The organism is Pseudofrankia sp. EUN1h, assembly GCF_001854645.1.
GTDB classification, from domain to species: domain Bacteria; phylum Actinomycetota; class Actinomycetes; order Frankiales; family Frankiaceae; genus Pseudofrankia; species Pseudofrankia saprophytica.
In genome coordinates, this window is sequence record NZ_MBLN01000097.1 from 16,305 (window position 1) to 27,285 (window position 10,981).

Sequence of the window (10,981 nt, forward strand, 5' to 3'; positions counted from 1 at the left end):
GGTGACCGGGGTCTTTCCGTCCGCCAGTCTTAGCTTGTCGTTTAACCTGCCTGTCTCTCAGGTCGGGCGGCGGTTGCCTCGTTCCTGATCTTTCCGACGGGGACTGTTTCAAGATCGGCTCTGGCACACATCCCGTGGTCACGCAAGGTCACCCGGGCATTGACAATGAAATCGACGGGCGGGCTGGTCCAGTCCGGCCGCAGAGGTCGAAGATCACGCGGCGGTATAGGCTATGCGAATTCTTTATCCACTAGACACACCAGTTTGATCGTCGGAGGCTCCGGGTGAGTAACTCCGACGTCCGTTGTTTTTCGCTAGACCGTGGAAGACCACTGGATTCAGTGTGGATCTGTGACCGTCCGCCTTGGCAGCCGTGGTCATGGGGCTATGCCGCCGCTGACCGGTGGCCAGCGGCGGCGACATCGCTCAGCCCGGATTGATTGCTCTCAGCCCGCCCCACCGACCGGCAGGGCATGGCCCGCGGCCACCGGCACGGGGCGCTCGGCTGGGTGTCCGACCCCCTTGGCCGGCTCGTCGACGAACTCGCCGTCGACCGGCTCACCGGCGAGTGCCCGACGCAGCTTCTCCCGGTCCAGCACGCCTTCCCAGTGGGCGACGACGAGAGTCGCCAGGCTGTTGCCGCAGACGTTGGTGAGCGCGCGGCACTCCGACATGAACTTGTCGATCCCGAAAAGCAGCATGATGCCGGCGACCGGGATCGTCCCCACCGTGGACAGGGTCGCGGCCAGCACGATGAACCCGGATCCGGTGACACCGGCGGCGCCCTTGGATGTCAGCAGCAGCACGGCGATGATCCCGAGTTGCTGCCCCAGTGACAGGTGCACGTCCAGCGCCTGCGCGACGTACAGCGACGCCAGTGTCAGGTAGATGCAGGTGCCGTCGAGGTTGAACGAGTACCCGGTCGGCACCGTCAGGCCGACGATCTGCCGGGGCGYCCCGGCGGCCTCGAGTTTGCGCATGACCTGCGGCAGCACCGACTCGGACGAGGACGTGCCCAGCACCACCAGCAGCTCCGCCCTCAGGTAGCGCAGCAGCTTGAACATGTTGATCCCGCAGGCCTTCGCGATGCCCCCGAGCACGACCAGGACGAAGAACAACGAGGTGCCGTAGAAGATGGCGATCAGCTGGCCGAGGCTGGTGAGGGTGTGCAGGCCGTACTTCCCGATCGTGTAGGCCATCGCCCCGAACGCGCCGACGGGCGCGGCGTACATGACGATTCGCAGCACCTGGAAGACGACCTTGCCGAGCCGTTCGACGGCCACCCCGATCGGGGCGGCGGCGGAGCCGACCAGCTTCAGCGCGATCCCGAACAGCACCGCGAAGAACAGCACCTGCAGGACGTTCCCTTCCGCGAACGCCCCGACCACGCTGCTCGGCACGAGGTCGGACAGGAAATGGCCCCAGCCCTGCTCCTGGCCCTGGCTGATGTAGCCGGCGACGGTCGTCGACACCTTGAGCTCGGCGGCGTTGGCGTGGACACCGTCACCGGGCCGGAACACATTCATCACGACCAGCCCGAGCGCCAGGGCCACGGTCGTGAGGACCTCGAAGTAGCCGAGGGTCTTGAGCCCGACGCGGCCGACCCGCCGGATGTCGTCGATCTGGGCGATCCCGCCGACGACCACGCAGAACACGATTGGCGCAATGATCATTTTGATCGCGTCGACGAACGTGGTGCCCAGCGGCTGCAGGTCCACGCCTACGCCTGGGGCGAAGGTGCCGACCACGATCCCGGCCGCGATGCCGAGCAGGACCCACGGATACAGCTGCCGGTACCACCGGCGGCGGCCGGCGGCGGCCACGCGCGGGCTGGCGGCGGAGGGTGAACTGGCCGCCGGCGTGTGCGGCGTTCCCGGCTGAGGCATCGGTCTTGGCGCAGGCATCGGTCCTCCTCGCGAGGCGGCCGGCAACCGCTGGCCGCCACCGGTCTCTTCGATGCCGAGTACGGTGACCCCGCTCACAGCCGAAAACGCTCTTTCGTTCATAACGGTCACGGCCGGCGGACCTCGCGGTGCTGGACGTCCGGCGAGCAGCAACGACACTGGTCAGGTGCAAGCAAGCCGGTTACGGCCGTCGCTGGGCCGCCGCAGCGTCGCGACGCAGGTCCTGGTGCTCCAGGTGGTGGTCATCGTTGTGCTCGCCGTGGCCGCGGCCGGCGCGCTGGTCGCGGACGCCCGGCGCGCCGCGGGCCAGGACGCCCGCACCCGGGCACTCGCCGTCGCGCAGAGCTTCGCCGACTCCCCCGGGCTGCTCGCGGCGCTGCGGGCGCCCGACCCGAGCCCGGCGTTACAGCCGCGCGCCGAGGCCGCCAGGCGCGACACCGGCGTCGACTTCATCGTCGTCATGAGCCCGCGCGGGCTGCGCTACACACATCCGGACCCCAGCCAGATCGGCCACACGTTCCTCGGCCACATCGAGACGGCCGTGCGGGGACGGGCGTTCACCGAGACGTACACCGGCACCCTCGGGCCCTCGGTGCGGGCCATCGTGCCGGTGTTCGACGAACAACGCCACGTGGTCGCGCTGGTGGCCGCCGGCATCACCGTGGACCGTGTCAGCCGGACGTTGCGTGCCAAGCTCGTCGTCCTGCTGGGCGCCGCGGCCGTCGCCCTGCTGTTCGCCGCCGGGGGCACCATCCTGGTGAGCCGCCGGCTGCGCCGGCAGACCAGGGGACTGGGCCCGGAAGAGATCACGCGGATGTACGAACATCACGACGCCGTCCTGCACGCGGTGCATGAAGGGCTGCTCGTCGTCGACACCCACCACCGGCTGCTGCTGGCGAACGACGAGGCGGTACGCCTGCTGGAGCTACCGCCCGACGCCACCGGCCGGCCGGTGAACGACCTCAGCCTCGACGGTTCGCTGCTCGACCTGCTCACCTCGGGACGGGTGGCGAACGACGAGGTACACCTGACCGGCGATGCGGTGCTCGCGGTGAACCAGCGGCGGACGGTCCGGGACGGTCAGGTGCTGGGCACGGTCACCACGCTTCGGGACACGACGGAGCTGAGGGCCCTGACCGGTGAACTCGACTCGATCCGCGGGTTCACCGAGGCGCTGCGGGCGCAGGCGCACGAGGCCGCGAACCGCCTGCACACGGTCGTCACCCTGGTCGAGCTCGGCCGCGAGCGGGAAGCGGTCGAGTTCGGCACCGCCGAGCTCGCCGCGTCGCAGGTGCTCACCGACCGCCTGCTGGCCGCCGTCGACGAGCCGGTGCTGGCCGCGCTCCTGCTCGGCAAGGCCGCCCAGGCGCATCAGCGGGGCGTCGAGCTGGACATCAGCGGCGACACGGCCGTGCATGCCACCTTCACCGAGCCGCACGCCCTGGTCACCCTGGTCGGGAACCTGGTGGACAACGCGATCGACGCCGCCGGGGCCGGTGAGCCGCCCCGCCGGGTCACCGTCTCCGTCCGTACCGACGACGACGGGCTGGTGATCCGGGTCGCCGATACCGGCGCCGGTATCGACGAGGCGAACCTCGAGGCAGCCTTCCGGCGCGGCTGGTCGACGAAGATCGCCGAGGCGCCGCACGGCCGGGGCCTCGGGCTCGCCCTCGTACAGCAGGTGGTGCACCGGCACGACGGCCGGATCGAGGTCGGCCGTGACCGCGCCGCCGGCCCGGCCGACGAGGTCGACCGGGCCGGCGGCGCGGTCTTCACCGTGCGGCTACCCAGGCCCGCCGTTCCCGCCGCGCCAGCCGGTGGCCGACCGTGAGGCGCGTGGCCGGCGAGCCGATCCGCACGCTTGTCGTCGAGGACGATCCCCTGCTCGCCGAGGCGCACCGGACGTTCGTGCGGCGATTACCCGGGTTCGCGGTCGCCGACGTCGCGGACTGCGGGACAGCGGCTCTGCGGTTCGTCGCCCAACACCCGGTCGACCTCGTCCTCCTCGACTTCTACCTGCCCGACATGAATGGCCTCGCTGTGTGCCGGTCGCTGCGCGCCCACGGCGCGGCGGTCGACGTCATCGCGGTGACGTCGGCGCGCGACCTCGACGTCGTGCGCACCGCCCTCGCCTACGGGGTGGTGCAGTACCTGCTCAAGCCCTTCAGCTTCGCCACGTTCCGGGACCGTCTCGAGCGCTACGCCGACTACCGCCGCCAGATGTCCGGCGCCGGGCCGTCGGTGGACCAGCGAGACCTGGACCGGGCTTTCGCCGCGCTGCGGGAACCGGCGGCTGCCCAGGCCCCGAAAGGGCTCTCGGCCGATACCCTCGCCGCGGTCGTCCGGCACCTGCGCACGGACGGCGGCAACCTGACCGCCGCCGACGTGGCCGCCGCCGTCGAGGTCTCCCGGGTGACGGCGCGTCGCTACCTCGAGCACCTGGCCAGCCAGCATCTCGCCGACCGCGCCCAACGCCACGGCGGCACCGGCCGCCCCGAGTTCCTCTACCGCTGGTCGGGCAACTGAGCCGCGATGCACCGCTCGGCCAGGCTCCGCTGTGCCTCGCCGAGGCGGGCCTGCCCGGGATTGAGCACCCCCAGCGATCACAGACGATCGGCTGGCGTCGATCGTCGGGGAGCGACTTTGGCCTGACTGACGCCCGCCACGTCCGGCGGTGACAAGTGAGACGACGCGATCCACGCGACCGCGCGGATCGCGCCGCTCTCAGGACGGCAGGATGAGGCAGCTGGTGGTGGCATTGGCGATCAGTTTGCCGTCCGTGTGGCGGATGTCGGCCTCGGCGAAAGTCAGGCGGGAGCCCGGCCTGGTCACCCAACCGTGGGCCTGCACTTCGTCGCCTGCCCGTATCGCGCGCAGGAAGTTCACTTTGATCTCCACGGTGGTGTAGCCGACGCCGGCCGCGAGTGTTGTATGCACTGCGGAAGCTGCCGCTGCGTCGAGCAGCGTGCACATGAAGCCGCCGTGGATGATTCCCAGAGGGTTGTAGAAGGAATGGTCCGGAATACATCGGAACACGACGTCGCCGTGGTCGACGCGGGCCGCCTCGAGACCGACGAGGCGTCCGATCGGAGAGACCGGCAGGCGCCCGTCCTTCATCGCGGTCAGGTAGTCCAGGCCGGAGAGGTGGGCGCCAGCACGTACTGCCGCTTCGTGACCGTGCCAGGTGATGGTGCGGCTGTGCCGCGGTCCCCACGTCGCGGGGTCGCCCTCGGCGGCGTGGGTGAACTCGTCAAGCGGCTCCGTCATCTTCGCCTTCCCGAGATCGCGCTCCGGATCCCGCGGGTCGGCCCGCCAGGGTCATGCACGGTGTTGCGCGCGCCCCGCGATCAGCCATCCCGCTGGCCTGGTGGCCAAAGCATAACGTAACGTCGTTCCGGAACAACGTCTCGCTACCTTGCTAAGATCACCMCCGTGCCGAGGCCGAAGCGACGGACCCCCGAACTGCGCGACCGGGTACTGTCGGCCGCCACCGACCTGCTCGCGCGGGAAGGTGTGGCCGGCTTCACGGCCCGGGGCGTCGCGCGCGCGGCGGGCACGTCGACCCCGGCCGTATATGAGCTGTTCGGGGACAAGGGCGGCCTCGTCCGGGAGATGTTCTTCGCCGGCTTCCGGCTGCTCGGCCAACAGCTACATCTCCTGGCTGACACCGATGATCCCCGCGCTGACCTGATCCGCCTCGTGCTGATCTACCGGGACTTCGTCCGCGACAATCCCGTCCTGTCCCAGGTGATGTTCTCCCGGCCGTTCAGCGATTTCGACCCCGAACCGGAGGAGCTGGAGGCAAGCAGCGCAGTGCGGATCTTCATCGTCGTCCACGTCCGCCGGTGCATCGACGCCGGCGTCCTGCAGGGCGACGAGACGGACATCGCTCACATCGTGATCGCGCTCACCCAGGGGCTGGCCGCCGCCGAGATCGCCCGACGACTGGGCACGAGCCCGAAATCGATCAACCGACGGTGGGAACTCGGCCTGAACGCCCTCCTGGCCGGCCTCGCACGCCATGGGAGCCCGGAGCCATGACGGTCCGTCAACCGTGTCGGTAGCACGCCAAGTCACCAGCAGGCCGTTGAGCGCCAGAACTTGGCCATTGCGGTTGACCTGCTGGAAGCCCGTCCTCAACGCCCTGGCGACCACCTTCGAAAGCCGCGGCGGCCAGCGAAGTCGCAGGTCAACGGCCCGAAACCGAGTTCTGGCACGGTACAGGCGTCCCGCACGAGCACGAACACGCGGCCTGACCTGCACGGATGTAATTTTCGGCAGGTACAGGGTCAGAGGATTGACCTTAGGATCGAATGTTTGCGAGCATGCGTTCACTTACTAGCCGGCCAGGCGCCGGCGGAGGAGGTGGCTGTCCCCGGGACCCCGCCCCTCGCGCCAGCCGCGCCGCCAGCGCGCCACGACGGGCGGCCTGCCGCCGGGGCTGTCATGGCGAGGTAGCACCGATCAGCAGGGAGAGTCCATGGCTGACGAGCCGACGGACGGGCGGTCCAGGGAAGCGCTCATCGACGGAACGTCCATCACCGACGAATGGTGCGAACACCATTTCGACCATTTATCGCAGGAGGTCATCGACAACCTGTACCCGGTGCTGAACCGGATGCGGTCGACGTGCCCGGTCGCGCACAGCGATGTTTACGGCGGCTACTGGGTCGTCACCAGGTACGACGAGGTGCTGCACATCGCCCAGGACTGGGAAACCTACAGTTCTGCCTTCGGTCTGACCGTGCCGGTGGCCCCGATCGCTGTACGGAACCTGCCCGTCGAGATAGATCCACCGCTTCAGCGCGAGTTCAAGCGGCTGATCAACCCGTTCTTCACACCGAAGGCCGTCCGGGCATGGGAGCCACGGACCAGGACGCTGGTAAACCGCCTGATCGACGGCTTCGCCGACCGCGGTGCGTGTGACTTCATGACCGAGTTCGCCCGTCCATACCCCGCCCAGTCATTCTTCGAGGTCGCGATCAACGCGCCCGCGGACGAGGTCGAGTATGTCGCCTACCTGGCCAACAAGTCGGGCGCTCCGCAGGACCCGGAGGCGGCCGCGTGCTGGCGAGGCCTGTCCGACTGGATCGGCGACTTCTTGACGCAGCGGAGGCGCCAAGAGCCGAAGGGCGATGTCATTGACGCGATCCTGAACGCCGAGATCCAGGGTCGGCCGATCACCCAGGAGGAGATCGTCGGCACCGTCCAGCTCCTGGTCCTCGGCGGGCTGGAGACAACGGCGGGCGCGCTCGGCCAGTCCATGCTCCGGTTCTGCGAACACCCGGAGATTCCGGTGCTGCTGCGCGAGAAGCCCGACCTGCTGGGGCGGGCGGTGGAGGAGCTCCTACGCCTGGACAGCCCGTTCGTGCAGATCACGCGCACCGCCATGCGCGACGTCGAGATCGCCGGTCGCCAGATCAGGAAAGGCGACAAGGTGATCATCTACTGGGCCTCGGCGAACCGGGACCCGGGGGAGTTCGCGCACTCGGAGGACTTCGACCTCGACCGCGCCACGAACCGGCACCTCGCCTTCGGCGCCGGTCCGCACCGTTGTCTCGGCTCGAACCTGGCTCGGATGAACCTGCGCATTGCGCTCGAGGAACTGCTGCGGYGGCTGGACGGCTTCCGGCTCCAGGACGGCGCCGAGATCGCATTCCGCGCGACGGTGAACCGGGTACTCCTCGCCGAGCCGATCAGTTTCACGGTCCGTTGATGACCGCCGGCCTGCCGACGTCGCGCGGTATCGAGCATCTGAACATCACGGTGGCCGACCTGGACGAGGTGACGGCGTTCTTCACCGACGTCTTCGGCTGCCAGACGCTGTACACGATGGGCCCGTTCGAAGGCCGCAGGGGCCCGTTCATGCGGGTCATCGCCAACGCCGACGTGCGTTCCGTCGTCCACTACGTGCGCGTCCTACGCAGCCCGTTCCTCAACATCGAGCTGTTTCAGGTGAGCACGCCCCGCCAGCGGACAGTCTGGCCCGACCTGCTGGACGTCGGCGGCTGGGGCCTTACCGCCGCGGTCGACGACATCGACGCCGCCGTCGATTTCCTGGCGGAGCGGGACGTCTACGCACTAGGGGAACGCCGCTACCTGACCCCGTTCGGCCTGCACTTCGAGCTGGTACGGGCACCGGCGGAATCCACGCCCATCGCCGAGCCGGCCTGGCGGCCGCGGCCCGGATCGCTGCCGGGTTTCCGGGGCTTCGAACGACTACGCGTCACGGTCGCCGAGCTCGACGAGGCGAGCGCTTTCCTGGCCGACATCCTCGGGTTCCGGCGCGACGTGGACCTCCCACCGTGGCCACCGGGCGGTCCGGATGGCGGGCTACGCGCCTTCGCCAACGTCGACGCGCGAGCCAGGCCGACCCGCGCCCGCGCGCTGCGCTCCTCGCACCTCAGCATCGAGCTCATCGAATGTCCGCCCTACCCCGGGCAGCAGCAGGGCTGGCCCGCGATGTTCGACGTCGGCGGCTGGCACCTGGCGATCTACGTCGACGACATCGACGCCGCCTTCGACTCGCTGACCACCCGGGACGCGCACATCCTCGGCCGCAAGAAGCCGGCATACGACTACGAGGCCGGCGACGAGGCCTACACCATCCACGGCCTCGCCCCGTTCGGCCTCTACTTCGAACTCGTGACGTATCCGCGGGGACGGTACCGGGAGGCCGACCACGCCGGACCACCCTGGCACCCAGCCCTCGCCACCGACCGATAGCGGAGCCAGTACGCCGGACTCATTGTCGGTTGGCCGCCCACGATCCCTTCGGAAGGCAGGTGTGGGAACTCCGCGACAACGTCACCTCCTACGACGCCTGGTACGTGGCCCCCGAGCGCGCGGCGGTAGGCCGCCCGGACCGCCTCGTCCGGGCTCTCGATCCGCGGCACCCCGGCCTCGAGCACCTCGTCGACCACGGTCGCCCCGGACACCGCCGCATCGCCTGCCAGCGGTCGCCGCGCCGGCATCGACGCGGCCGCCGTCCTCTCGACAGCTGGACGCCACGCCGGCGTCCTGGCCTCGGCCGTCGCGACGGCGACGGCCGACTTCTCGCCAGCAAGCAACGACTTTCCCGCCTCGGTGATCGTCGCGGCCCAGTCCGCTCCATGGCCACGGATCTGGACCAGGCCGCGATCGGCAGACGGAAGTCTCGGAAGCCGAGCGGGCCGGTGTTCGGCTGCAGCCAGCGCCAGTCGTAGAACCGGCAGTCGACCTGACGGGCACGGGATATGTCGAGGCCGAGTACGCCGTCTCCGGGACGGCTACCTCGTACGCCACGCGGGGTGGACGAGCGCGCACGAGGAGACGGTCCGCAGCAACGGCGACGTGTGAGTCGGGGTCTCGGCGCAGTACACCGGAGTGATGGCGGTGCCGCGCTCACCGCCGGCGCAGCAGGCGCAGCAGGCGCAGCAGGCGCAGCAGGCGCCGGAGCCTCCGGGCTGAAGGGCACCGACCCGGCCCGGTACGGCTCTCTCGACCATCCCGGTGACGGCTACGCCTTTGACATCTTCACCCAGGTCGCGCGCGCCGTCCGGGCTGGCGGGCCGGTGCTGGGCGGCTTGGCACCCATGCGTCGTCAAGGCGGCCCTGCACGCTCTAGAGACCTGGGTCTCTACCGGCACCGCGCCCGCCGCCGTCGCACGGATCGAGACGACGACCGGCGACGATCCACACGTCGTCCGCGACGGCGACGGCATCGCCAAAGGCGGGATACGCACCCCGCCGGTGGACGTCCCGGTCAATACCCTGTCCGGCACCCCCGGCCCGAACCCGTCGGTTATCTGCACCCTGTTCGGGTCCACCACCCCACTGCCCACCGGGCGGATCGCACAGTTCTACCCGTCCCGAGATCAGTACATGACGAAGTACACCGCTGCGGTCGACAGGGCCGTCAAGGCCGGCTTCGTCCTACAGGCCGACCGCGACGCGATGCTCGCCTACGCCCAACCAGACCGCGTCACGGCGTAGCAGGGAGTGTCGGCGATGGGTCCGGAATGCGAACCATGGGCTTCCGGCGACGGTCCCAGACACCAGGCCTCCGGCGTGGGTCACGGCCCGCGCGGGGTGGCGCATGCGTTCGGGGTTCGCGTGACGGATCCGCTGCGCCCGATGAAGCCTGAAGGCGACGTGTCTGCCACGCTTCGTACACTATTGTCGGCCGGGGGGCTTCTGCGCGGGCAGCCTGGACGTGAGCCGCCCGTCATACAGCCGGTGCGTGAGGGCAGTTCAGGCTGCCTGCACAGAAGCGCCGGTCGGCGGGCTGTGAGGAGCCGATGGAGACTTTGTCGCAGACCACCGAGCCTTCGAGGCGGCGGGGTGCCAGCGCCTCTGGCGGCGGCGCCTCGCGCAATCGGCGGCGCTCAGCCGCAGATCATCTGTTCCTGCCTCTGCTGCCCGACGACCCGGCCGAGGTAGGCGGGTATGCGCTGCGCGCCCGGATCGGCCAGGGCGGCATGGGAACCGTCTTTCTGTCAGCGAGCCGCAGTGGACGGCCGATCGCGCTGAAGCTGGTACGCCAGGAKTTCGCGGACAACCCGGAGTTCCGCCATCGGTTCGCCAGCGAAGTCGCGATCGCGCGTCGTGTGCAGGGCGCCTATACAGTGCCGGTCATCGACGCGGATACCGAGGCCGCCCAGCCGTGGATCGCGACGTCCTACGTGCCGGCACCAAACCTGTCAGCAGTGGTCCGCCGCGGTGGACCACTGCCCGCCCGCACCGTGCTCGGCCTGATCGCCGGGGTCGCGGAGGCGCTCGAATCGATCCACCGGGCCGGGGTCATCCATCGGGACCTCAAGCCCTCGAACGTCATCACCGCGGCGGACGGGCCGTTGCTCATCGATTTCGGGCTCGCGCGGGCCGCCGATAGTGTCAGTGCGGCTGTCAGCCGCCCGGGAGTGGCAGTGGGAACGCCCGCGTTCATGTCGCCGGAGCAGGTCATCGACGGACAGGCGGAGCGCTCCTCGGACGTGTTCTCTCTGGGCGCGACCGCCTACTTCGCGGCGACCGGCGAGTACCCGTTCGGCAGCGACATCGCCGTCTATCACCGCATCGAATACGCGGACCCCGACTGG

General features: G+C 69.6%; 10 protein-coding genes and 1 pseudogene. 9 read left to right on the top strand and 2 right to left on the bottom strand.

The window, feature by feature from the left end; genetic code table 11:
• Positions 1–446: 446 nt before the first annotated feature.
• Positions 447–1,904, bottom strand: coding sequence for a C4-dicarboxylate transporter DctA (gene dctA, locus BCD49_RS36525; RefSeq protein ID WP_083401915.1), 1,458 nt, complete (start codon positions 1,902–1,904; stop codon positions 447–449).
• Between the two features lie 226 nt (positions 1,905–2,130).
• On the opposite strand from dctA, the gene BCD49_RS36530 reads away from it, so the two are divergent.
• Both BCD49_RS36530 and BCD49_RS36535 read left to right on the top strand, forming a co-directional pair.
• Entirely contained in the window at positions 2,131–3,735 is a 1,605-nt protein-coding gene (locus tag BCD49_RS36530; protein ID WP_007507391.1) for an ATP-binding protein, read from the top strand.
• Entirely contained in the window at positions 3,732–4,430 is a 699-nt protein-coding gene (locus tag BCD49_RS36535; protein WP_007507392.1) for a response regulator, read from the top strand. The genes BCD49_RS36530 and BCD49_RS36535 overlap by 4 nt, the downstream gene beginning before the upstream one ends.
• A gap of 198 nt (positions 4,431–4,628) precedes the next feature.
• Here the strand turns inward: BCD49_RS36535 and BCD49_RS36540 are convergent, their stop codons facing one another.
• Positions 4,629–5,171, bottom strand: coding sequence for a PaaI family thioesterase (locus tag BCD49_RS36540; RefSeq protein WP_007507393.1), 543 nt, complete (start codon positions 5,169–5,171; stop codon positions 4,629–4,631).
• A gap of 165 nt (positions 5,172–5,336) precedes the next feature.
• On the opposite strand from BCD49_RS36540, the gene BCD49_RS36545 reads away from it, so the two are divergent.
• From BCD49_RS36545 to BCD49_RS36570, 7 genes and pseudogenes are all read left to right on the top strand, one after another.
• Positions 5,337–5,945: a TetR/AcrR family transcriptional regulator gene (locus BCD49_RS36545; RefSeq protein ID WP_007507394.1), complete on the top strand. Its 609-nt coding sequence runs from the start codon at positions 5,337–5,339 to the stop codon at positions 5,943–5,945.
• Positions 5,946–6,384: 439 nt separating this feature from the next.
• Complete coding sequence (locus BCD49_RS36550) at positions 6,385–7,620, top strand: cytochrome P450 (protein WP_071042428.1); 1,236 nt, start codon at positions 6,385–6,387, stop codon at positions 7,618–7,620.
• On the top strand, positions 7,620–8,630 hold the full coding sequence (locus tag BCD49_RS36555; RefSeq protein WP_007507396.1) for a VOC family protein: 1,011 nt from the start codon (positions 7,620–7,622) through the stop codon (positions 8,628–8,630). Before BCD49_RS36550 ends, BCD49_RS36555 begins: the two co-directional genes overlap by 1 nt.
• Positions 8,631–9,123: 493 nt before the next feature.
• Positions 9,124–9,273 carry an alpha/beta hydrolase domain-containing protein gene (locus BCD49_RS45575; RefSeq protein ID WP_241832470.1) on the top strand — a complete coding sequence of 50 codons (150 nt, stop codon included), beginning with the start codon at positions 9,124–9,126 and terminating at the stop codon, positions 9,271–9,273.
• Positions 9,239–9,418 (top strand): annotated as a pseudogene (locus tag BCD49_RS45580) (alpha/beta hydrolase domain-containing protein); the annotation flags it as partial. The gene BCD49_RS45575 and the pseudogene BCD49_RS45580, both read left to right, overlap by 35 nt.
• Positions 9,396–9,878 carry an alpha/beta hydrolase domain-containing protein gene (locus tag BCD49_RS42860; RefSeq protein WP_007507398.1) on the top strand — a complete coding sequence of 161 codons (483 nt, stop codon included), beginning with the start codon at positions 9,396–9,398 and terminating at the stop codon, positions 9,876–9,878. The pseudogene BCD49_RS45580 and the gene BCD49_RS42860, both read left to right, overlap by 23 nt.
• Positions 9,879–10,183: 305 nt before the next feature.
• Positions 10,184–10,981 (top strand): serine/threonine-protein kinase (locus BCD49_RS36570; RefSeq protein WP_131803639.1); only part of this gene is annotated, 798 nt, incomplete at its 3' end.

Bases quoted from the DNA above. Each gene is read 5' to 3' on its own strand.
- BCD49_RS36540 (WP_007507393.1), bottom strand. From the start codon at position 5,171: ATGACGGAGCCGCTTGACGAGTTCACCCACGCCGCCGAGGGCGACCCC.
- BCD49_RS36555 (WP_007507396.1), top strand. From the start codon at position 7,620: ATGACCGCCGGCCTGCCGACGTCGCGCGGTATCGAGCATCTGAACATC.